The following is a 24,018-nucleotide window of genomic DNA, read 5'->3' on the forward strand; positions in this document are numbered from 1 at the left end:
CAAGTCATTAAAATTTCCCTAATATCGAAAAAAATGCTACCTTTGTATCCCGTACATAAGGCTGATGTAATGGAGTAAAAATCCAACATCTAGAGTTGAAAAATTCCATAATTGCTATGACTAAATATATTTTTGTTACGGGCGGCGTAACCTCGTCGTTAGGGAAAGGCATTATTGCTGCCTCTCTTGCCAAGCTTCTACAGGCACGTGGCTTTAAAGTTACCATTCAAAAGTTTGATCCATACATTAACATTGATCCAGGAACCCTGAATCCATATGAGCATGGAGAGTGTTACGTAACGGAAGACGGTGCAGAAACAGATCTAGACTTAGGACACTATGAGCGCTTTTTGAATGTTCCTACTTCACAAGCAAACAATGTAACAACAGGTCGTATCTACAAACACGTAATCGAACAAGAACGTGAAGGTGCTTATTTAGGTAAAACTGTTCAAGTTGTACCTCATATCACTGATGAAATCAAACGCCGTATGCAACTTTTGGGGCAGACTGGTGAATACGATATCATTATTACTGAATTAGGTGGTACAGTTGGTGATATCGAATCCTTACCTTTCGTTGAAGCTGTGCGTCAATTACGTTGGGAATTAGGTAATAATGATTCACTAGTTATACACTTGACATTAGTTCCTTATTTAGCTGCTGCTGGTGAATTGAAAACAAAACCGACACAACACTCTGTAAAAACTTTATTAGAATATGGCGTACAACCTGATATTTTAGTTTGTCGTACAGAACACAATCTGAACCAAGACATTCGTAAAAAATTAGCGTTATTCTGTAATGTAAACATCAATGCGGTAATCGAGTCAATCGATGCCTCGACAATATATGATGTTCCATTATTGATGTTGAAAGAGCAATTGGACAAAACAGTATTAACAAAATTAAAACTGTCTACTAAAAATGAACCTAATTTAGAAAATTGGAAAGCATTCTTAGGTCGTCTGAAGAACCCAACTGAAGAAATCAACATCGCTTTAGTAGGTAAATATGTTGAATTACCAGATGCGTATAAATCCATCACAGAAGGATTTATTCATGCTGGTGCTGCTAATGAAACCAAGGTAAAAGTAAAATATATTGCAGCCGAAAGTATAACCGATGAGAATGTTGCCGAAAAACTTAAAAACATTGACGGAGTATTAGTAGCCCCAGGATTTGGAGAAAGAGGTTTGGAAGGTAAACTTTCAACGATCAAATATGTTCGTGAGAACAAAGTTCCATTCTTCGGAATCTGTTTGGGTATGCAATGTTCGGTTATTGAGTTTGGTCGTAACGTACTTGGCTTAAAAGATGCCAATTCATTCGAAATGAATGAAAATACACCTCACCCAGTTATCAACTTGATGGAAGAACAAAAAACCATCAAAAATATGGGCGGTACGATGCGCCTAGGTGCTTACGATTGTGAAATCAAAAAAGGCACAAAAGCTTTTGCTATTTATGGAAAAACTAAGATTTCGGAACGTCACCGTCATCGTTATGAGTTTAACAACGATTATTTAGCACAATACGAAAAAGCTGGTATGATTGCTTCAGGTATCAACCCAGATACAGGATTAGTTGAAATCGTAGAGTTAAAAGACCACCCTTTCTTCGTGGCTGGACAATTTCATCCAGAATTAAAGTCAACAGTAGCAAATCCTCACCCACTTTTTGTTAGCTTTGTAGCCGCTGCATTAGCAAATAAAAAAGTATTAAAGAAATAATTTTTCACCAAAATAATATAAATGGATAGAAATAACATTATTGGATTAGTATTAATCTTCCTTATCGTCGGAGCTTCATTCTATTTGATAAAACCTAGCGAAGCTGAAATCAAATTAGAACAAGCTAGACAAGATTCAACAGCCGCTGCGAAAGACGGTAGTGTTGTTAATAAGGATACTATCAATAAACTAGTACAACTTGACTCAGCAGCTGCATTAGCTAAACCATTTGGTGCTGCACAACTAGCGCAAGAAGAAATAGTAACACTAGAAAACAGTATTCTTAGAATTGACTTAACATCAAAGGGAGCAAAAGTTAAGAATGTATTATTAAAAGGCGAAACTAATTTTGACGGATCTGCCCTTAATATAATTGAAGGTGAAAACAACAAATTTGGTTTCTTATTCAAAGCTGCTGGCGAAAATATCAACACCAATGATTTAGTATTCTCAGTAGTAAATAAAACGGCTAATTCCGCTACACTTCGTCTTAATTATAAAAACAACCAATATTTAGAGTATATCTATACACTAACTGACAGTCATAATTTAGCACTCAATGTAAATGCAGTAGGAATCCAAAAATTAGTTGATATACAACAAAAATCGTTGATTTTAGATTGGGAAACTACCTTATTACAAAAAGAACAAAACATCAATTCAGAACGAGAAAAATCATCTATCTTCTTTAAAGATAGTGAAGGTGATATTGATCACCTTTCTGAAACAAGTGATGATGAAGAAAAAATTGAAGGCACGAAGCTGGACTGGATCGCATTCAAACAACATTTCTTTTCTTCAATCCTATCATCAAAACAACAATTTGAAAATACTAATCTTGTTACAAGATTAGCTACACAAGATGGTGTAGTTAAAACTTTCAAAGCGACTGCTGAACTAGCTTTCAATGCGCAGGCTAACAATCACTATGAATTCAATTATTTCTTTGGTCCTAACAAATACAATACATTAAAAGCAGAAGGTAAATCTTATGATAAACTGATCAATATGGGCTGGGGTCCGATTGGTTGGATCAATAGATTCTTGACTGTTCCATTGTTTGATTGGTTAGATGGTTATGCGTTGAGCTATGGTATCGTTATTCTGATTTTAACATTATTGTTGAAAGGTGCGATGTTCCCATTGACACGTAAATCGTATTTGTCTATGGCAAAAATGCGTGTACTGAAACCCCAATTAGATACTATCAAAGAAAAAGTAGGTGATGACAATCCGATGTTGTTGCAACAAGAGCAGATGAAATTATACAAGCAAGCTGGTGTAAATCCACTTGGAGGTTGTTTGCCATTGTTATTACAAATGCCATTTACCTTAGCGTTCTTCTTCTTCTTCCCGAATTTATATGAACTAAGAGGTGAAAGCTTCCTTTGGATGAAAGATTTATCAACGTATGACACTTTCATTTCATTCAGCCCTATAATGGGTATAGGTCATATTTCATTGATGTGTGTGTTGATGACATTGGTTACATTATTGACAACTTGGTATAATAACGTGACATCAGGAGCTACATCAGGTATGGCTAGCCAAATGAAATACATTGGTTACATCATGCCGTTATTATTCTTCTTCATGTTGAATAGCTTCCCTTCAGGATTGAACTATTACTACTTCTTAGGTGCTGTATTCACATTCTTGACACAATTCATCATCCGTCAATCAATTGACGATGACAAGATCTTAGCAAAATTGGAAGAGAATAAGAAAAATCCTAAAGTGCAGAAGAAATCATCTTTCCAAGCAAAAATGGAAGAAATGATGAGACAGCAACAAGCTGCACAACACAATAAAAACAAATAATCTCTATCGAGATCCAAGCATAAAAAAATCCCGATTAGTCAATGACTAATCGGGATTTTTTATGCTGCTTTATTAAGAATTACTTTAATATCTAACGCACAATTGAGTTATTGCAAATCAAATTTATAACCTACTCCTTTCACTGTAGAAACATACGTTTCGCCAATCTTTTCACGTAATTTACGAATATGCACATCGATCGTACGATTGGTAACCACAACAGAATCTTCCCAAATAGCTTTTAAGATTTGTTCACGTGTATACACTTTATTCGGCTTAGAAGCTAATAGATACAACAATTCAAATTCTTTACGCGCTAAAATGATTTTATCTTCACCACGATAAACGATGAATTCATCCCGATCAATTATCAAATCTGAAATAGTAACCTTATCCGATGGAGCTTCAATGATATCTTGACTCGTTCTACGCAATATAGCATTAATACGAGACATCAAAGCTCTTGGCTTTATCGGTTTGGCAATGTAATCATCGGCTCCCACGTGGAACCCCGCGATTTCAGAATACTCTTCACTACGTGCAGTCAGGAAAATCATAAATGTATGTTTGAATTCGGGCATAGCACGCATCAAACGACAAGCTTCAATACCATCCATCACAGGCATCATGACATCTAGAATTATTAAATCCGGATTTACTTCTTTGGCTTTCTCTATAGCAAGTCTTCCATTGGTAGCGGTGTATACCTGATACCCCTCTCGTGTTAAATTGTAGGAAATGAGATCTAGAATATCTTGCTCATCATCTACCACAAGTATTTTTTGCTTGGCGTTCATAGCTTGTTTTTTTGCTAAAATATGTACTTTATGGTAAAATAAAGTTAATCAAATATTATGAAATTGTTAAGCCGTAAAATAGACTTAACAATTTCATAAATATATTATTTTACTAAAATGGAATTTAGTAGTTCTTCTAGCTCCTTACTGCGCAAATTTTTAGCTACAATTTTTCCTTCAGGATCCAGTACAACTGAGCTGGGAATAGCCTTGATTCTGTAGTCAATAATAAGATTAGATGACCAAGCTTTCAAATCAGAAATATTTGTCCACGTGAGTTTATCTTCATCAATCGCACGGATCCAAGATCCTGGATTATTATCTAGAGATACGCCCAATATTTCAAAGCTCTTTTCCTTATATGTATTATAGATGCGAACTAAATTTGGATTTTCCTTACGACAGGGTACACACCAAGAAGCCCAGAAATCAACCAAAACGTATTTACCACGATAATCAGACAACTTAACGAGCTTATTATTTGGAGTATACGCTTCAAATTCAGGAGCCGGCTGACCTATTGCCAACTTCTTAAGTTTTTCTATTTCCTCCCGAAATTGGTTGACAATAGCATTTTCTTTGAATTGATCCTTGGTCTTTTCCGTATAAGCTATTAATTCACTCTCTGCCAATTCGGGATCCAATGTACTTACCGCATAAAAACCTGCTAAATCATTATGCTTATCGGAAAATGCAATCGCCTCTCTGGTATAAAAACTTATCGAGTTTTTATACTGACTTAAATATTCCGAACGAAGGATATCTATCTCGCCTTCAGTTTTACCAACAATTCTCTTCGTGAAATCCGACTGAAGAGAATCCTCAATAAATTCCTTCCTTGCTTTGATTGGAGCGAATTGCTTTAATGCGATTGATAAATCCGAACCTTCTACTTTATAGTCCTCAGGATTTTGAAGATCAGCATTGAATACGACCTTCTCTCCTGGAGTTAAAATGATAGGATATTTATTATTACCAATTTGAACAGAAAACAAACGAGATTGTGTTGCTGTACGTTCAAATTGGAATTTATTTAGATCCGAAAGAAAGACAGAATCCAACTTACGGTCACCTTCATAAAAAGCTACCACTTTCACGTTTCCTGGATTTTGGATTTCACCAGAAATAGAAATCGTGTCTTTATTCGAACATCCAAACGCCCCAAATAATACTGCACCTGCCAAAAAAGATTGTAGCTTTCTCATGTACTTATATTTTTTTATTATTTAGTCAAAAAATCTTTAGCTCTAGCAACCGCTTTATCCAATCCACTTGCATCTTTCCCCCCTGCAGTAGCGAAAAATGGCTGACCTCCTCCTCCACCTTGGATATCTTTTGCCAACTCACGAATAATCGTGCCTGCATTTAATCCTCTCTCTTTTACTAAATCTTCCGTTACAACCACGGTCAAACTTGGTTTTCCATCAAATTCAGCTCCTAATACAAGGAATAAATTATTCAAAGCACCTTTCAATGCATATGCTAAGGTTTTTACCGCATCTGCACTAGGCAAGTCTACACGAGTAGCCAAAAAGTTCACGCCATCAATAGTTTCGAACTTAGCCTCCAAATCCTTTTTCATAGAAAGAGATTTCTCACGAATCGTATTTTCTATCTCCTTCTTCAACGCACCGTTCTCTTCCACTACTTTCGTCATTGCAGAAATGAAATCTTTAGGATTGTTTAAGATTTCCTTCATATTTTGCGCCAGTTCAAAATGCTCGCGTATTACTGCTGCAGCATGTGTACCTGTGATCGCTTCTATACGACGTACACCAGCTGCAACCGCAGACTCAGAAATGATTTTGAAAAAGCCAATCTGTCCAGTCGCTTTCACATGTGTACCTCCACAAAGCTCTTTCGAAAATGTATCATCAAAAGTAATTACACGAACATAATCACCATATTTTTCACCAAATAAAGCCGTAACTCCTGACTCAATAGCTTTTTGATATGGAACTTGACGTTCTTCCTTCAATGTTACATTCTCACGAATTTTCGCATTTACGATATCTTCTACCGCTTTGATTTCATCATAGGTCATTTTCGAAAAATGCGAAATATCAAAACGCAACACTTCCGAATTGACCAATGAACCTTTTTGATTCACGTGATCTCCCAAGACTTGCTTCAACGCCCCGTGCAACAAGTGCGTAGCCGAATGATTACTTTCTGTATCCAAACGATTAGCTACATCTACTTTTGCCTCAAAATATCCTTCCAACGAAGATGGCAATTGATTCACGAAGTGTACAAAAAGACCATTTTCTTTCTTCGTATCGGTGATATATATTTTTTCACCAGACTCTGAAATCAAAATCCCTGTATCACCAACTTGGCCACCACCCTCTGCATAAAAAGGTGTAACCGATAATACCAATTGATATTGATCTTTACCTTTAGCCGAAACTTTACGATATTTTACAATTTCAGTAGTAGCTGTTAAGCTATCGTAGCCAACAAATTCTGTATCGTCAATATCATTTACAATTACCCAATCACCAGTATCAATCACAGTAGCTGCTCTTGAACGATCTTTTTGCGCTTGCAAAGCTTTATCAAAAGCCTCCATATTAACCGTTAAACCTTTTTCACGAGCCAACAAATCTGTCAAATCGATAGGAAAACCGTAAGTATCAAATAATTCGAAAGCAAATTCACCATCAATAACTTGATTTCCTTCGGCATAATTTTCGAAACGCTGAATGCCTGTAGTCAAAGTACGCAAGAAAGAAACTTCCTCTTCTAAAATTACTTTCTCCACGAAATCTTGCTGAGCATACAACTCATCAAAAACACCTTTGAATTGTTCTGCCAAAACAGGAGCCAATTCGTGGAAAAATGGATTTTTGAAATTCAAAAACGTATAAGCATAACGTACTGCACGACGTAAGATACGACGGATGACATACCCTGCCTTATTATTAGATGGTAACTGACCATCTGCTATCGCAAAACTCACTGCGCGGATATGATCCGAAATAACACGCATGGCGATATCTGTTTTCTCGTCCGCACCATAAGCAATACCAGATTTCTCTGAGATAAAGCGAATCAATGGCTGGAATACATCCGTATCATAGTTAGAGGTTTTACCTTGTATACAACGCACCAAACGCTCAAAACCCATCCCCGTATCCACATGTTTATTTGGCAAAGACTCCAAGCTTCCGTTTTTCAAACGGTTAAATTGCATAAATACCAGATTCCAAATCTCAATCACTTGAGGATGGTCTACATTTACCAAATCTTGACCTTTTACCTGTGCACGTTCTTCTTCTGAACGCATATCAAAATGGATTTCAGAACAAGGTCCACACGGTCCTTGATCCCCCATTTCCCAAAAGTTGTCTTTTTTATTTCCTAAAAGGATTCTATCTTCAGCAATGAATGATTTCCATAAATCATACGCTTCTGTATCACGTTCCAAGTTTTCTGAAGCATCACCTTCAAAAATAGTAACATACAAACGATCTTTATCTAGCTTATAAACCTCAGTTAACAATTCCCAAGCCCAAGCGATCGCTTCTTTCTTAAAATAATCACCAAATGACCAATTTCCCAACATTTCAAACAAGGTATGGTGATAGGTATCAATACCTACTTCCTCCAAGTCATTGTGTTTACCAGAAACACGCAAACAGCGTTGTGTATCGGCTACTCTTGGATATTTTACGGCGGCTTCACCCAAAAACAATTCTTTGAATTGGTTCATTCCGGCATTCGTAAACATTAAAGTAGGGTCATTTTTGACTACTACTGGAGCTGAGGGTACGATGTGATGTGATTTGCTTTGAAAATATTCCAAAAACGCTGCGCGTATTTCTCTACTGGTCATGAAATTATACTTTTTTAAAGTCGCAAATTTACTCAAAATTGCTGGCTAATACAATCATATTAATTATTTGTTTAGGCTTTTAATCCATTAAAAAAAGCAACTAAAGTCATTTCTAAATGCTGACACTAATCATCTTTTAATTAAATAATCTTTAGTAAATTTATCCTATCATTTACAGCGATTACTAAATTACATGACAAAAAAGATATTAGTTCCTACCGATTTTTCTAAAAACGCCTTAGTTGCAGCCCAATACGCTTGTGAAATTGCGAAAGAAAACGATTACGACATTCACTTGTTTCATTGCTATACAACAAGCACTGCTACGGAGATGGAAAATTCTTCCCAACTTAAGGCTGATTTTCTAATCCAAGAATTAAAAGAGCAATTGACAAAAGAATACTCTTCTCTTGTCATAACAACAGAGTGCGTATCAAGATTATTAACAGACGTACTACCTGACTACGCTGTTCAGCCAGACTTTGTATTAATTATTATGGGTACAACTGGTGCAGGGCAAGGTAAATCTGTCATTTGGGGTAGCAACACATCCTACATTACGAGTAAATCAAAAATCCCTGTAATAGCAATACCGAATAATGTTATTACATTTTCTTCAAACAAAATAGCAATTCTTACGAATTTCAAAGCAGAAGAAATTGAAACCTTGAATACTTATATACAAAATGTCTCTTCTATTAACGAATTAGATATTATTCACATCTACAAAGACAACAAAAAAGCTAAAGATATTGAACAACAACTCCAAGATTGGACATTTAACATCAAACAATTGAGTGATATAGGTTCAATAAATATTATAGCTCAACCTATTCAACATGACAACGAAGATCTAGATACTGTTCCAGAAGTGATTAATCATATTATTAACAACAATAATTACGATATAATTTTGGTGACAAAAACCAGAAAATCATTCTTTGAAAGAATTATTTCGACTTCAGTATCACGTCAAATCACATTAAGCTTACAAAAACCAACATTCTTTGATAACATTTAATCATCATCATATGAGCAATAAAATATTAATACCAGTTGACTTCTCCATACATTCGGATAAAGCCGTAGAATATGCAGTAAAATTAGCAGACAAAAATGACTTTCAGATTGATTTGTTACATGTGTTTACCGATCATAGCAATATATATCAAAATGCGATAGAAGACCCAAGCTTAGTTGACCCACGTGTCCCTGAAGCAAAAAAACAGATGGATAGTCTAATAGAAAAATTCCACAATGATGCCCCAACCATTCAATTTAATGTTCTTTACACAGATGGCAACTTATATGACGAGGTGAGCAAATTCGCATCACAAGAGGCATATAATGCTATTGTAATGGGAACTAAAGGAGCATTTGGATTGGACGCTTTATTAATTGGTTCTAATATGTTTGATGTCTTTTTGAACACTAAAGTGCCTGTACTTGCAGTTCCATACAGTGAAAAAAAATACAATGTGGATAAAGTAGGCTTATTGTGTAATTTTAAATACGGTGAAATAGATGTGTTGAAACAGGCAATCAAAGTTTATGGCAAAGATTTCGAATTAGTCTTAATACACATCAACACATCAAACGAATCGATTCACAATATTGACAAAAGTTTTGATGTATTTATTGAAAAGATCATTGAGGAAACAGGGATTGAAGATATTTCTTATGTGATTAAATCTCAAACCTTCTTTGTTCAATACAAAGAAGATATATCTTCGGCAATAGACACCGTTATTTCGGATGAGCTATTAGATGTTTTATTAGTGACTAAAAGTAAAAAATCATTTTTAAGAAAAATTATTGAAGAGAATATTGTTCGCAGAATGGCATATCAAATTCAAATACCCAAATTTTTTGCTAAACGAACAGAAGCATAACAATTAACTAACAATAAGCAATTACATATATGAATCACCAGGTATCACATTTATTTGATATCTGGTGATTCTTTTTTTAAAATTCTAACAGAAAATTTAAAAAGTACTTAGTAAAAATTAATTAAATCATGATATTTCGAGTCAACTAGTCTTTATTACCTTTCACCACCAAAAAACAGCGATTACAGTTTAAAAAATATTTTAACAAAAAAACAACAACTTATTAATGAGGTTCGAAATCATGAAAACAAGCACCTGAGCTTCATGTATTTAACAAAAAATTAAATTACACGTAATTTATGTAGCTTTTAACCTACATAAATTATCAAACATATAATCTTTTATCGATTTAAGATCATTGATTTTTATTTTTGCAAGAATAAAAATCTTAAAAATTAAAATTATTAATTTAATGATCTGCAATTACAAAAAATTCACATTAGCATTAGCTACAGGCTTATTTACTACAGCTTCATTTGCCCAAATTTCACACCCAACAATTGAAGGCACTACGCCATTTTCACCTAGATCAGAATACAAAACCTGGTCATTCGGACTAAATGCGGGACTTTTAAACCAATGGAATTTTTTTGACTTCAATCAAGAAGGTTTTAAAAAAATGGACAATAATGCAGGATACAGCGCATATATTAAAAAACACTTTTCACCTTCATTCGGAATTAAAGCTCAATATTTAGGAGGTAAAGTAGGAGGCAGTAATCCAACAACAGGAACTTCTTTTGAAACAAAGACACCTTGGTCAGCAGCTTTATCAGGAGAATTAACTTTAGGAAACGCTAATTGGAGATTTATCAATAGTTTTATCAAACCATTCGTTTCTGTTGGTGTTGGTGCTTTAAACTTTGAGACTACATACGCAGGTAATACGCACGATGCAAAAACTAAATTATTCATACCAGTAGATGCTGGTTTTAAATTCGCTATTGCTAAAGGGGTTAACTTCGACTTAGGTTATCAACTTAACTTCGTGAATAAAGATTTTAATGGCATACAATCAGGCTCATTAAAGCATGATACTTATAATTATATTCACGCAGGTCTTGAAATTGCATTAGGAGGATCAGGCAAACCATTCTTAGCTAACAGTAATCCTGCCGCAACTTTAGCCGCTGACGTCAATAATAAGTATGATCAGATCAAAGCAGAGCGTGATGCACTTATCGCTTCTAACAATGTGTTGAAAGATCAAATAGCACAAATTAATCAAGATCTGGAAGATAGTGACAATGATGGTGTACCTAATAAATTTGACAAATGTCCAAACACACCAGCAGGAGTTCCTGTAGATGGAGCAGGATGTCCTATCAAATTAAAGAATGAAACAAAGGTTATTGAGAAAATAGTCGTTACCGAAGAAGACAAAAAAGTAGTAGATGAAGCCATTAAGAATTTAGAATTTGAAACGGGCAAATCGACTATACGTTCTACTTCATACTCATCTTTAGATAGAGTGGCAGCGATTTTAATTGAGAAAAACTTTAGTTTAAAATTAGCTGGTCACACGGACAATACAGGTTCTTTACAGACAAACTTACGTTTATCAAAAGAACGTGCTGAATCTGTTAAAGCTTACTTAGTATCCAAAGGTGCAAATGCTTCTCGTATAGAGGCTACTGGCTATGGGCCAAACCAACCTATCGCATCAAATACTACAGCAGAGGGTCGTCAGCAAAACCGTCGTGTTGAATTTACTTTATATTAATATATTTTAAGAGTAATTAAGCATAAAAAATGGGCTTTGAAATATTTCAAAGCCCATTTTTTATTTAGGTCTGTAGTGTATTCTCCACAAGAATACACAAACAACAAACCAAAATAAAAATCACATCTTATTAAAAATCAACAAATTAAAACAAAAACCAGAACGAAATTTAAATTAAATTTCATAAGAGTATTTATTAAATAAAAAACTAATACATATATTTGCAATATAAAGTTGTAATAAACAATTTTATATTGCAAATTATATTATGAATTAATATACATCTTATGAAAATAAATAATTTAACTAAAGTATCTGCATTGCTACTTGCTTTGTTTACAACTTCAAATAGTTATGCACAAGAAGCTATATACGATAGCTCTTTACCAAGATCAGAATACAGAACATGGTCATTCGGCCTGAACACAGGTTTGTTAAGTCAAGAGAACAAATTTGGTTTCAATGAAGGCAATTTAGAATTAGGGTATAGCGCATACATCAAAAAACACTTGTCTCCAAACTTCGGATTCAAACTTCAGTATTTAGGAGGAAAAATTCGTGAGGCATCAAGTTCTACAACTCAATTTGAAACTAAACTACCATGGTCAGTAGCTCTTTCAGGAGAATACGTTTCTAATTTATTTAATTCTAAAGTTGTTAAACCATATTTAGCGGCTGGTATTGGTTACTTAAATGTCAACAGAAGCTCTGGAAGCACAGAAACAGATTTAAATAGAGTATTCGTTCCTGCAGATTTAGGTTTGAAATTTGTAATTGGACGTGGTACTAACTTAGACTTAGGTTATCAATTTAATTGGACAAATGATTATTTTGATGGTAAATCGAATCACTCATTTCCGTATGACTTATTTTCATATGTACACGTTGGTTTAGAATTCGCTCTAGGATCTAAAGAAAAACCGTTCATCCAAAATACAAAACGAGCAAATACAAGTGATCACTTATCACAAAAATACGATGAGCTAAAAGCTGCACAAGAAGCTATTTTAAAATCAAACAATGATATTAAAAATCAACTTGACAACTTAACTAAAGGCTTGAAGGATGATGACAAAGACGGTGTTGCAAACATCTACGACAAATGTCCAAATACACCTTCTGGAACTAAAGTTGATGGCTCAGGATGTCCATTGCCTGAATTAAAATTACCTGAAAACGAAAAACAAGTTGTAATTGAGGCTGTAAAAAATCTAGAATTTGATTTCAACACCGCAAGTATTCGTTCTTCATCAAATGGCTATTTAGATAAAGTTGCTGAATTAATGAAAAGTAAAGATTATAGCTTGAAACTGGACGGCTATACAGATAACATTGGTTCTTCAACTGTAAACCAAAAATTATCAAACGACCGTGCTGATGCTGTTAAAACATATTTAGTATCTAAAGGTGTATCTGCAAGTAAAATCGTAACTGCAGGTCATGGCGAAAATCAACCTATCAGTTCAAATGATACGGAAGAAGGACGCCAACAAAATCGCCGCGTAGAATTCTCACTATATTAATTCTCGGGATTGTTAAAGGTTAGAGGGGAGCTGGCGAGCTCCCCTTTATATTTTTACACAAAAGCACTAAACCCCGTTATACTTCTTCCGACAATTAGAGAATTAATCTCTTTGGTCCCCTCGTATGAATAAATAGCTTCGGCATCTGCCAAGAATCGAGCTACATTATATTCTAACAAAATTCCATTACCCCCCATTACTTCCCTTGCCCTAGATACGATATCTCTTGTCCTTAGTGTACAAAAAACCTTTGCTAATGACGCATGTTCATCTTTCAATTTACCCTCGTCTTGTAGTTCTGATAGTCTAAAAACAAGAGTTTGCATAGAAGTCAGATTTGAAAGCATCTCTACCAAATGATTCTGAATCAACTGAAAGGAAGCGATAGGCTTACCAAACTGTTCGCGCTTTAAGGTATATTCTAAGGCATTTTCATAGGCACCACGTGCGCATCCTACCGCCATCCAGGCTACGCCTGCCCTTGTCATTTGCAAGACTTTAGCTGTATCTTTGAATGAATTAGCATTTGGCAATCTATCTGATTCAGGGACGATGCAATCAGTTAACGTGATCAAACCATTTTGCACAATACGCAATGCCATCTTTCCTTTAATCTTCTCCACAGCAAAGCCAGGATTCTCTTTACGCACAATAAAACCTTTTACTTGATTATCAGCGACATCTCTTGCCCAAATGATAGTAATATCTGAAAAAGTCGAATTTCCTATCCATTTCTTTTGTCCATTCAACACCCATCCCTCTGCTGTCCTTTTACAAGTAGTAGTCAATCCTCCTGCGGTAGCTGAACCAACCTCAGGTTCCGTAAGTCCAAATGCACCAATTTTTTTTAATTGCTGCATCTGAGGTAACCATTCTTGCTTTTGTTCTTCTGAACCACACATATAAATTGACCCCATGGCTAAGCCACTCTGTACCCCGAAAAAAGTAGCGATAGAAGGATCGATTCGGCCAAACTCAGCTGCAATTATACCATCCATTAAAGAACTTCCTCCTGCACAACCATACCCGTCGTACACGTACCCACAGATATTCAGTTCTGCTAATTTTGGAATTACTTCAAAAGGAAATTCATCGTGCAGCCAATATTTATTTACTAAAGGTTTTATTTCTGCTTCAAGAAAAGATCTCACCTTTAATTGCAATGCCCTATCTTCTGGAGACAGTTTTTCTGCTACACTATAAAAATCTGCGTTGATTGGAGGAGGATCCTTTTTTTTCTTTTGAGAAGTCAACATTTTCATAGCCATTTGCAACTGTCCCTCATCCATTTTGGATACAGAGTTGATTACAGCCGCCAAATCCACTTTTTGAGACAATTTCTCCAGCTGTGCTAAATCGACTGATTTATACAACTTTAACAACTTTTTAAACTTATCTAACATAGCACATCCATTAGCTTTTAAAAACTTTTTTATTAAAATAACTTTTTATTGTTGCATTTCAAGAAATCTGTACTATATTTGCATCCGAAATAAGACGGAATTAAATTTATACATCTGACTATTAGTCATTTAGAATAAAAATAAAAAAGTTTTATTTTTTGGGTTACCTTTTAAAGATACCCGTATTAATAGGTATAGTAAACAAATTTGTTTCAATTAAAATAGAAAATTAAAAAATGAAAAATTTATTCGCATTCGGATTTTTAGCTTTAGCTTTAACTGTAGTTTCTTGTAACAACACTACTAAAACAGAAGAAACTGCTGATTCTTTAACTAACGTTATCGATTCTACAGCAACAGCTTTAACTGATTCTATCAACGCTACTGCTGATTCAGCTGTTGCTAAAGTTGATTCAATCGTTGATTCAGTAGCTAACGCTCAATAATTCCGATAAGAGTTAAAATACTCCAAAAAGCTCGTGTTTTTATTAACACGAGCTTTTTTGTTTATATTAATTAAACGAATAAGTTTAATATTTTCGTATTTTTACAGCTAACTTAATTAGTCCTTCTGACTCATATTATTTTAACTTATGACATTATCATCACTTACAGCCGTAACTCCAGTAGACGGAAGATATTACAATGCTACAAAAGAATTATCTGATTACTTTTCAGAATTTGCACTTATCAAATACCGTGTTTTAGTTGAGGTTGAATATTTTATTGCATTAGCTGAATCAGGTATTCCACAATTGGCACATTTTGACGGTTCATTGAATGATAAACTAAGAAGTATTTATCAAAACTTTAGCCTTGAAAATGCACAATGGATTAAGGATACAGAGAAGGTAACCAATCACGATGTAAAAGCTGTAGAATACTTCCTTAAAAATGAATTTGAAAAATTAGGTCTTCAAGATTCTTTAGAATTCATCCATTTTGGATTGACTTCTCAAGATATTAACAATACAGCTATCCCCTATTCTTGGAAAGAAGCTATTAATAATGTATATCTTCCTACTGTTACAGAATTAATCACGGAATTAAAAAGTCTTGCTGAGGAATGGAAAGACATCTCCATGCTAGCTCGCACACATGGACAACCAGCATCTCCTACCCGTTTAGGGAAAGAAATAAACGTATTCATCGAGCGTATCGAGAAGCAAGTGAACACTTTAAAATCGGTACCGTATTCTGCAAAGTTCGGCGGTGCAACGGGTAATCTTAACGCACATCACGTAGCATATCCTTCTATGGATTGGGTTTCTTTTGGAAATAAATTCGTAAACGAACAATTAGGACTTGACCGCTCACAAACAACTACACAAATAGAGCACTATGACAACTTCGCAGCTAGCTGTGATGCTATGAAACGTGTAAATAATATTGTAATTGATTTATGTCGTGACATTTGGACGTATATTTCAATGGATTATTTCAAACAAAAAATCACTGCTGGTCAAATTGGTTCATCTGCAATGCCACACAAAGTAAATCCGATCGATTTTGAAAATGCAGAAGGTAACTTGGGTCTTGCTAATGCTATTTTAGAACATTTAGCGGCCAAATTACCGATTTCAAGATTGCAACGCGACTTGACGGACTCTACTGTTCTTCGCAATATCGGTGTACCATTTGCACATACTTTGATTGCTTTCAAATCAACATTACGCGGTTTACGCAAATTGATTTTAAATGCTGAAGCATTCCAAAAAGATTTAGAAAATAATTGGGCTGTAGTAGCCGAGGCAATTCAAACCATCTTGCGTCGCGAGGGATATCCAAAACCTTATGAAGCATTAAAAGATTTAACACGTACAAATTCGCATATTACACAAGAAACAATTGCTGAATTTGTAGAAGGTTTGAATATTAATGATGATGTAAAGGCTGAAATTAAAAATATTACGCCGTGGAATTACACAGGCGTTTCATTGTAAGCTTTTACGATTCAATGACGTGGATATTTAAGCTATCTATTATATTTGAATAATTTAATAAATAACATGGCAACAATTAACGTATATACAGAATCTACACCAAATCCTTCTACAATGAAGTTTTTGGTAAATAAGCTTTTAATTAACGGTAGTGTAGATTTTCCAGATAGAGAAAAGGCACAAGAATCACCGTTTGCGCGCGAATTATTCAAATTCAATTTTGTAAATGGCGTTTTCTTTGCTTCTAATTTCGTAACGGTCACTAAAACAGACGATGCAGAATGGAGCGACATTGAAGCTTTACTTAAGGAGTTTGTTAAAGGTGCTGTAGAATCTGAATTAAAAATACAAGAAGTTGTAAAAGACGAAGATGTAGCTTTCGAAGGTACTGAAACTGAAATTAAGATTCAACAAGTATTGCACGACTATGTGCGTCCTGCTGTAGAACAAGACGGTGGAGCTATAGCTTATAAATCTTTCGAAAATGGCACTGTAACAGTGGAATTGAGAGGATCTTGTAGTGGTTGTCCATCTTCGACTATTACGTTAAAATCTGGCATCGAAGGCTTGTTAAAACGTATGGTACCCGAAGTAGAAGAGGTAGTTGCGGAAGCAATGTAACAAATACCAATTCAAAACATATAAAAAAGGCTTAGTAAGTTTACTAAGCCTTTTTTTTGTTATTAGTATTACGATTTTACTAACTTTAATAAATAATCATATCTACATGAAATTTATAGGTCTAATTTTTACACTAATTTTATTTATACAGTGTACGACTAATATTGAAGTTGACTTAATCGTGCACAATGCCAAAGTTTATTCTGTAGACTCTAATTTCACTATTCATCAAGCATTCGCTGTCAAAAACGGGATATTTATTGATATAGGGACAGATAAACAGATGTTGTCACGATATAAAGCAAAAGAAATTATTGATGCCAATCAAAAAGCGATTTACCCCGGATTTTATGATGGTCACGCACATTCATTTATGCTTGCAGATTATTTACAACAAGTTGATTTAGTTGGCTGCAAATCGATGAAAGATTTTGTTGCCCGCGTACAAGAATACCGCAAAAAAAATCCAGATTCCAAATGGATTTTGGGAGGTGGATGGGATGAGTCACTTTGGGATATTAAGCAATACCCACATAGAGATACTTTAGACAAATATTTCCCAGATATCCCTATTTTCCTTAACCGCATCGATTATCACGCTGCAATAGTTAATTCTGAAGCATTAAGAATTGCACAAATCGATACTTCAGTATATGTTGAAGGAGGGAAAATAGAAATAGATTCCACACAACGTATGACGGGATTATTAATTGATAATGCTATGGCATTAGTTTCAAAATATATCCCTGCGGGTAATGAAGTTAATATTTTACAAAAGCTAAGGCAGGCACAAGATTCCTTGTTATCAGTTGGCTTGACAAGTATTGTTGATGCAGGCTTAGAAGTTGAACAATTAGAATTATTGAAGAAATTTTATGAGCAAGACTCCTTAAAAATTCGCAACTACGCCATGTTATTTGCTGAGCCTCATAATATTTCAAAATATATCAATGAGGGAACATTCGAATCTGAAAGGCTAAATATTAAAGCTATAAAATTAATGGCAGATGGGGCATTAGGATCGCGTGGAGCTCGTATGTTAGAAAACTACAGTGACGATAGCACAAAAGGATTTCTTCTGCATTCCAAAGAAGAATTTAAGGAGTCGTTAGCACAATTAGCCAATTCCAATTTTCAAGTAGCGATACATGCTATAGGTGATTCTACCAACAGAATGCTTTTAGACTTGTACGGTGCTTTAGACATCAAAAATAGAAGATGGCGAATTGAACATGCACAAGTGGTACATCCGTCGGATTTTATAAAATTCAAAAGATATCAAATCATACCTTCGATACAGCCGACACACGCTACTTCTGATATGAATTGGCTAATACAACGCATAGGAATAGAAAGAGCCAAAGGAGCATATGCGTACAAGGAACTACTTAAATCATATGGAAAAGTAGTTATTGGCACAGATTTTCCCATTGAACATTTTAATCCACTATATAGTTTTCACGCTGCTGTAGCTCGGCAAAATGCACAAGGACAACCAAAAGAAGGTTTTCAAATGGAAAATGCATTATCTCGAGAAGAAGCTCTACGAGGCATGACGATTTGGGCAGCCTACGGCTGCTTTCAAGAGAAAAAAAGAGGATCGATAGAGAAAGGCAAGGATGCTGATTTTATCATATTAGACGATGATATCATGACCGCATCAAACGAAAAATTAAGAGGTATCAAAACATTACGGACTGTAATTGCAGGTGAATCTGTATATATTAGACAATAAAAAAGGAGCTTACAGCTCCTTTTTTATTATTGCATATCGAATAAATGTTTTTCGGCATGGTATGAAGATCGAACTAAAGGTCCTGATTCCACATATTTGAATCCCATTTCTAAACCAATTTGTTTGTATTTTTCGAATTGTGCAGGCGTAATCCAATCGATGACTGGATGGTGTGCCTTAGTAGGTTGTAGGTATTGACCCAATGTCAAAATATGAACACCTACATTATACAAATCTTGCATTGCTTCTACCACATCCTCTTCAGTCTCTCCCAATCCCAACATAATTCCAGATTTCGTACGAAGACCTGCTTCAGAAATACGACGAAGGCATTCTAATGAACGATCATATTTAGCTTGAATACGCACTTCACGAGTAAGTCTACGAACTGTTTCTAAATTATGCGAAACGACTTCAGGACGAACAGCAATCACACGTTCCAAATTTTCCCATTGGCCTTTGAAATCAGGAATCAATGTTTCCAAAGTTGTTTCAGGACTTTCACGACGAATTGCATTAATGGTTTCAGCCCAAATTGTAGAACCACCATCTTTCAAATCATCACGATCAACAGAAGTAATCACACAATGTTTCACTTGCATCAACTTAACAGAATTTGCTACGCGATTAGGCTCATCCAAATCTACAGCCAATGGTCTTCCTGTAGCTACCGCACAAAATGAACATGAACGTGTACATATATTGCCCAAAATCATAAATGTAGCAGTACCTGCCCCCCAACACTCTCCCATGTTAGGACAATTACCACTCTCACAAATCGTATGTAGTTTATGCTCGTCTACCAAATTACGAACATGACGATATTCTTTTCCCACTGGAAGTTTTACACGTAACCAATCAGGCTTACGCTGTGTCTGATTAACAGGTATAACAGGTAGTTCAATCATAGCACAAATGTAATGAAACTTTGGCTAATCTGAATAAGAATTATTGTTAACAGAAAATCATATTAAAGAGAAAAGGCCTTGATTTTATCAAGGCCTTTTCAAGTATCAAACGTGTATTCTTAAATTAGAATTGATAACCTATCCCAAAGGAGAAACCACGGCTTTTTAGTTCTTCATTTCTGACTGTTCCTAGATTTCTAAGACCTAAAGTATATGAAGTATTGATCAAGATTCCATTGTTGAATTTATACCCCAATCCAAAATTAAGTCCATAATCATCCTTTCTAAAATCCTCATACCTTCCATATGATATATCAGTTTCGTCAATTATAGGATTCTCTGGATCTGTAATATCGACTACACCTTTATAAGTACCACCGAAATTCAAACCATAATGACCACCAGCACTAATTACAACATCTCCGCCGAAATTCATTGGTAAGTAATAAGAGACAGCTAAGGGCACACCAACAAACATATAATTTGCTTCATAATCATTGCCTGGTATTTTTCCACCTCTTCCTTCCAATGTTATACCCGGTTCTAAAGCAATTCTATTAGAAAGCATAATACTAGTAAAACCCGTGATATAGAAATTGGTTACAGCTTTAGTTTCAACAGACTCCTGCTTATCACCATCAAAACCAACAAATTCATCACCATCCATTATGAAAACAGGCTCTAATAATGTAAATTTTGGAAAATTCACACCTGCTTTAACTCCATAACTAATTTGACCAAAAACATTACTGCTAAATACTAGCAACGCAAAACTTAATACTAACTTAAAATACATTTATATGTTTACTTATTTTTTAAAATTGATAACCAATTCCGAAACGAATTGTATAATTGTGTAAATGATCATTTTTTTCTCTTGGATGCAAATCTGCAATACCCAATCCATATTCAGCATTGATTAAGAAACCATTTCTAAGCTTATAGCCTAACAAAAAGTTTGCACCAGCATCAATTAGCTTTTGATCTCTATCATCTCCCGAAAATTTCAAATCAGACTCACCAACTGTTCCAAAATCTGGAGCACCTATTGCTTCTACTTTAGTTTTACCTGCAATATTAAACCCAACATAAGGACCAGCACCTATAAACACAGAGCCTGACTCACCAGTTGGAATATAATACATCAAATTTACAGGCACTTCAATAGACATCACATCCCAAGTAGCAACCGTTTCGCCGTCTTTAGTATACTTATCACCTTTACCTTGCAAGGATACTCCTGGTTGTAAACCAAAATTACCCCCTAAACCAAATTCAGCATATCCTGTAATGAAGTAAGATAAATAGTTTTTTTGCTTAAAATCAGAAGAAAAATCCTCATAATTTGTTTTTGTTAAATTAACTCCTGTTTTAATACCATAACTAACTTGTGCTACAGCCGCCGAAGAAGCGAACATTGCCAAAGCGGCAATTAAAAAGTTTTTCATTTTCATATTGTAGATTATTGTTTCCCAAAAATACATAAAGTATATTGAAAATCAATAAAAAAGGCCTTCCGAAACCGGAAGACCTTCTATAATAAAACATTTACCTTGTTTTTACTTAGAATTGGAAACCAACACCAAATGACAATACTCTATTCGAAATTTTGTCGTCAGTCTTATCGCTTGGTGACAAATTTGTCAAGCCTAAACCATAACCCGCATTAATTAAGAAGCCATTTGCTAATTTATATCCAGCTAAGAAGTTTACCCCTGCATCGAATGCTTTCATATCTTTATCATCACCAGTAAAATCAATGTCTTCTTCAATATCTCCACCGTTTTCTCCAATGTTTCCACTCACTTTATATTTACCACTAATATTATAACCCGCGTAAGGTCCAGCGCCTAAAAATAGTGACCCTGAATTACCAGCTGGTACATAGTAAACAAAATTAACTGGAATTTCTACTGACATCGTAGAAAATTTGCCCTCTATAGATGCCGTAGTACCACCACCTGAAATACCACCTGAATGTTTAGATCCTTTATTTTGTAAAGATAGACCTGGCTGAATTGAAAAATTTGGTGCGATTGGCATATCAGCAAAACCTGTAATGTGAAAACCTACATTGTTTTCAGCATTATCAGTATTAGAAAACTTACTTAAATTCACACCAGCCTTTATTCCATATGATGTTTGAGCCTGTGCTCCAGCTGCCATTAATAATGCAGCACCTAATGATAGTAAAACTTTTTTCATAACCTTAATATTATATTGTTTTCATTTTTATGTAGTTACCCTAAACCCATATAGAATAACCTATCTTATTTAGGTTTTGCAAATTTGATACCAAAAATTAAACTCATAAAATTTTAGTTTATTTTGAATTTATTTTTGGCATTTACAAAATTAAGAGTTACTTTTGCACACCCAGTAAGGGAAAAGGGTCGGATGGCCGAGTGGCTAGGCAGAGGTCTGCAAAACCTCCTACAGCGGTTCGAATCCGCTTCCGACCTCGTTTAAAACGTAAAATAAAAATATTAAATACAATGGGAGTTACACGTTTAAAAAGAAAAGATAGAAGAAACAAAACTGTTTCACGTGTTGAAGTTCAGTTTTTGAAATTAGGTCGTAACATTGAACAAGGTTCTCGTTCACAAATGCCTAAAAAAAGTCAAATCGTTAAAAACGATGAAATTTTAAACAAATTAGCTGTTGACGCTAAATAATTTAAAATTCATTTCTAAGATATAAAAAAGGTTTACATTCATTTGTAAACCTTTTTTATTTATTCATAAATCTAAAAAGTGTAATACTACAAAAGCCTGCACTAAAGAGCGCAGGCTTTTGTAGTATAGTATAGCTAACTAAAATTATTACTCTTGAATAGCCGCGATACCTGGCAATACTTTACCTTCCATATATTCTAATAAGGCACCACCACCAGTACTTACATAACTTACGTGTTCTGTCATATCGAATTTAGCAACAGCTGCAGCTGAATCACCTCCTCCAATTAATGAAAATGCACCTTGCTCCGTTGCTAACACGACAGCATCTGCAACGGTTTTGGTACCTTTAGCAAAGGTATCAAACTCAAACACTCCCATTGGACCATTCCATAATAATGTTTTAGAAGCAGAGATAACCTCAGCAAAATGTTTTGCAGAGTCGGCACCAATATCTAATCCTTCTAATCCAGCTGGAATTTGATCGTTAGGACCATTATACACATTAGCATCGTTAGAAAATGCGTCAGCTATTTGCGCATCTGTAGGTAATACTAGATTTACGCCTTTTTCTTCTGCTTTTTTTACTAATTCATTTGCCAAATCTAATTTATCATTTTCACACAATGAGTTACCAATTTCTCCACCACGTGCCTTTACAAAGGTATAAGCCATACCTCCACCGATGATCAAATTATCTACTTTATCTAATAATGCTTCGATTAACTGAATTTTATCCGAAACTTTTGCACCTCCCATGATAGCTGTAAAAGGACGTTCTGGATTATTCAATACTTTCTCAGCATTTTTTAATTCAGCTTCTATTAAATATCCGAAGTATTTAGCATCACCGAAAAATTGTGCTACCACTGCTGTAGAAGCGTGTGCACGATGTGCAGTTCCAAATGCATCATTCACATACACATCACCTAATTTTGATAATTTCTCTGCAAAGTCTTTATCACCTTTTTCTTCTTCTTTATAAAAACGCAAGTTTTCTAATAATAAAACTTCACCTGCCTTAAGATTAGCGGCCTTTTCTGTTGCCTCTTCACCTATACAATCATTAGCAAATTGAACATCAACACCTAATACTTGGGATAAATGTGAGACGATATGGCGTAAAGAATACTTATCTGTAGGTCCTTCCTTTGGTCTACCAAGATGAGACATTAAAATAACAGAACCGCCGTCATTCAAAATCTTTTTGATTGTAGGTGTTGCTCCTTGAATACGGTTATCATCTGTGATGTTAAAGTCTGCATCTAATGGCACATTAAAATCTACACGTATTAATGCTTTTTTACCCGAAAAATTAAAGTTGTCAATTGTTTTCATATTTCTTTTGCAAAATCTAAGAGTATTGTGGAACTATTGTTTAACAATAAATCGCTCTTATATTATAT

20 protein-coding genes and 1 tRNA gene are annotated in these 24,018 nt (G+C 34.8%); 12 read left to right on the top strand and 9 right to left on the bottom strand.

The window, feature by feature from the left end:
• Positions 1-116: 116 nt before the first annotated feature.
• Positions 117-1,733 (top strand): CTP synthase, encoded by a 1,617-nt coding sequence (locus IPZ78_RS04695; RefSeq protein ID WP_225551809.1) that lies wholly within the window; start codon positions 117-119, stop codon positions 1,731-1,733.
• 21 nt (positions 1,734-1,754) lie between these two features.
• Positions 1,755-3,554: a membrane protein insertase YidC gene (gene yidC, locus IPZ78_RS04700; protein ID WP_225551810.1), complete on the top strand. Its 1,800-nt coding sequence runs from the start codon at positions 1,755-1,757 to the stop codon at positions 3,552-3,554.
• Between the two features lie 107 nt (positions 3,555-3,661).
• Here yidC and IPZ78_RS04705 read toward each other — a convergent pair whose 3' ends face one another.
• The 3 genes from IPZ78_RS04705 to alaS form a co-directional block, all read right to left on the bottom strand.
• Positions 3,662-4,351: a response regulator transcription factor gene (locus IPZ78_RS04705; protein ID WP_225551812.1), complete on the bottom strand. Its 690-nt coding sequence runs from the start codon at positions 4,349-4,351 to the stop codon at positions 3,662-3,664.
• Positions 4,352-4,455: 104 nt separating this feature from the next.
• Positions 4,456-5,556, bottom strand: coding sequence for a TlpA family protein disulfide reductase (locus IPZ78_RS04710; protein WP_225551813.1), 1,101 nt, complete (start codon positions 5,554-5,556; stop codon positions 4,456-4,458).
• Positions 5,557-5,573: 17 nt separating this feature from the next.
• On the bottom strand, positions 5,574-8,189 hold the full coding sequence (alaS, locus tag IPZ78_RS04715) for an alanine--tRNA ligase (protein WP_225551814.1): 2,616 nt from the start codon (positions 8,187-8,189) through the stop codon (positions 5,574-5,576).
• Between the two features lie 193 nt (positions 8,190-8,382).
• Here alaS and IPZ78_RS04720 point away from each other — a divergent pair, with 193 nt between their 5' ends.
• From IPZ78_RS04720 to IPZ78_RS04735, 4 genes are all read left to right on the top strand, one after another.
• Positions 8,383-9,210, top strand: coding sequence for a universal stress protein (locus IPZ78_RS04720; RefSeq protein WP_225551815.1), 828 nt, complete (start codon positions 8,383-8,385; stop codon positions 9,208-9,210).
• 10 nt (positions 9,211-9,220) lie between these two features.
• Positions 9,221-10,081: a universal stress protein gene (locus tag IPZ78_RS04725; RefSeq protein ID WP_225551816.1), complete on the top strand. Its 861-nt coding sequence runs from the start codon at positions 9,221-9,223 to the stop codon at positions 10,079-10,081.
• A 412-nt stretch (positions 10,082-10,493) separates the two neighbouring features.
• A complete protein-coding gene (locus tag IPZ78_RS04730; RefSeq protein WP_225551818.1) occupies positions 10,494-11,804 on the top strand; it encodes an OmpA family protein in 1,311 nt (436 codons plus the stop codon).
• A gap of 287 nt (positions 11,805-12,091) precedes the next feature.
• The gene (locus IPZ78_RS04735; RefSeq protein WP_225551819.1) at positions 12,092-13,327 is read left to right on the top strand and encodes an OmpA family protein; all 1,236 of its coding nucleotides are present in this window, start codon (positions 12,092-12,094) and stop codon (positions 13,325-13,327) included.
• A 53-nt stretch (positions 13,328-13,380) separates the two neighbouring features.
• Here IPZ78_RS04735 and IPZ78_RS04740 read toward each other — a convergent pair whose 3' ends face one another.
• Complete coding sequence (locus IPZ78_RS04740) at positions 13,381-14,730, bottom strand: acyl-CoA dehydrogenase family protein (protein WP_225551820.1); 1,350 nt, start codon at positions 14,728-14,730, stop codon at positions 13,381-13,383.
• Positions 14,731-14,966: 236 nt separating this feature from the next.
• Between IPZ78_RS04740 and IPZ78_RS04745 the strand changes: the two genes are divergently transcribed.
• The 4 genes from IPZ78_RS04745 (at position 14,967) to IPZ78_RS04760 (ending at position 19,029) form a co-directional block, all read left to right on the top strand.
• The gene (locus tag IPZ78_RS04745; protein WP_225551822.1) at positions 14,967-15,176 is read left to right on the top strand and encodes a hypothetical protein; all 210 of its coding nucleotides are present in this window, start codon (positions 14,967-14,969) and stop codon (positions 15,174-15,176) included.
• A gap of 147 nt (positions 15,177-15,323) precedes the next feature.
• A complete protein-coding gene (gene purB / locus IPZ78_RS04750) occupies positions 15,324-16,673 on the top strand; it encodes an adenylosuccinate lyase (RefSeq protein ID WP_225551823.1) in 1,350 nt (449 codons plus the stop codon).
• A 66-nt stretch (positions 16,674-16,739) separates the two neighbouring features.
• Positions 16,740-17,294, top strand: coding sequence for a NifU family protein (locus IPZ78_RS04755; protein WP_225551824.1), 555 nt, complete (start codon positions 16,740-16,742; stop codon positions 17,292-17,294).
• 106 nt (positions 17,295-17,400) lie between these two features.
• On the top strand, positions 17,401-19,029 hold the full coding sequence (locus IPZ78_RS04760) for an amidohydrolase (protein WP_225551826.1): 1,629 nt from the start codon (positions 17,401-17,403) through the stop codon (positions 19,027-19,029).
• A gap of 26 nt (positions 19,030-19,055) precedes the next feature.
• On the opposite strand, the gene lipA is transcribed toward IPZ78_RS04760, so the two are convergent.
• The 4 genes from lipA to IPZ78_RS04780 form a co-directional block, all read right to left on the bottom strand.
• A complete protein-coding gene (lipA, locus tag IPZ78_RS04765; RefSeq protein WP_225551827.1) occupies positions 19,056-19,937 on the bottom strand; it encodes a lipoyl synthase in 882 nt (293 codons plus the stop codon).
• A 124-nt stretch (positions 19,938-20,061) separates the two neighbouring features.
• The gene (locus tag IPZ78_RS04770; protein WP_225551829.1) at positions 20,062-20,733 is read right to left on the bottom strand and encodes an outer membrane beta-barrel protein; all 672 of its coding nucleotides are present in this window, start codon (positions 20,731-20,733) and stop codon (positions 20,062-20,064) included.
• Positions 20,734-20,752: 19 nt separating this feature from the next.
• Positions 20,753-21,385 carry a porin family protein gene (locus IPZ78_RS04775; RefSeq protein WP_225551830.1) on the bottom strand — a complete coding sequence of 211 codons (633 nt, stop codon included), beginning with the start codon at positions 21,383-21,385 and terminating at the stop codon, positions 20,753-20,755.
• A 115-nt stretch (positions 21,386-21,500) separates the two neighbouring features.
• Positions 21,501-22,142: a porin family protein gene (locus IPZ78_RS04780; protein WP_225551831.1), complete on the bottom strand. Its 642-nt coding sequence runs from the start codon at positions 22,140-22,142 to the stop codon at positions 21,501-21,503.
• A 186-nt stretch (positions 22,143-22,328) separates the two neighbouring features.
• Here IPZ78_RS04780 and IPZ78_RS04785 point away from each other — a divergent pair.
• Positions 22,329-22,399, top strand: a tRNA-Cys gene (locus IPZ78_RS04785).
• Positions 22,400-22,432: 33 nt separating this feature from the next.
• Positions 22,433-22,612 (top strand): spore protein, encoded by a 180-nt coding sequence (locus IPZ78_RS04790; protein WP_225551832.1) that lies wholly within the window; start codon positions 22,433-22,435, stop codon positions 22,610-22,612.
• A 147-nt stretch (positions 22,613-22,759) separates the two neighbouring features.
• Here the strand turns inward: IPZ78_RS04790 and IPZ78_RS04795 are convergent, their stop codons facing one another.
• Positions 22,760-23,950, bottom strand: coding sequence for a phosphoglycerate kinase (locus IPZ78_RS04795; RefSeq protein WP_225551834.1), 1,191 nt, complete (start codon positions 23,948-23,950; stop codon positions 22,760-22,762).
• Between the last annotated feature and the right edge of the window lie 68 nt (positions 23,951-24,018).

It is taken from the genome of Sphingobacterium bovistauri, assembly GCF_020295405.1.
GTDB lineage: Bacteria > Bacteroidota > Bacteroidia > Sphingobacteriales > Sphingobacteriaceae > Sphingobacterium > Sphingobacterium bovistauri.